This window comes from Allokutzneria sp. NRRL B-24872 (assembly GCF_002155965.1).
GTDB lineage: Bacteria > Actinomycetota > Actinomycetes > Mycobacteriales > Pseudonocardiaceae > Allokutzneria.
On record NZ_MUMH01000394.1, the window covers coordinates 1 to 497 of the forward strand.

At 70.8% G+C, this 497-nt stretch carries 1 protein-coding gene; it reads left to right on the forward strand.

The features are described 5' to 3' along the window. On the forward strand, nucleotides 1-497 hold a 497-nt coding region (locus CCN37_RS38265; protein WP_143262070.1), incomplete at both ends, for an AMP-binding protein.

Here is a 497-nt window from a genome sequence, read left to right on the forward strand (position 1 = left end):
GATCAGGGTGGTCGGCGGCTACGGTCCGACCGAGGTCACGTTGCACTGCGCGGAGTTCGTGATGCAGCCCGGGGACGAGACGCCGTCCGGGGTCGTGCCGTTGGGCCGTGTGATGCCGAACTCGCAGGTCTACGTGCTTGATGAGCGACTGCAGCCGGTTCCGCCGGGCGTCGCGGGAGAGCTGTACCTCAGCGGCTCGGGCGTGGCGCGCGGCTACTACCGGCGGCCGGGGTTGTCCTCGGAACGCTTTGTCGCCAACCCTTTCGGTGCTCCGGGCAGCCGCATGTACCGCACGGGCGACCTGGCGCGCTGGCGGGAGGACGGCATCCTGGAGTTCGGCGGGCGCGTGGACAACCAGGCCAGCGTTCGCGGTTTCCGGATCGAGCTGGACGAGGTCGCGGCGGCGGCGGTGTCCCACCCGGATGTGGCCTATGCGGCGGCCGTCGTGCGCGAGGACCGGCCTGGTGACAAGCGGATCGTCTGCTACGTCGTCGCGG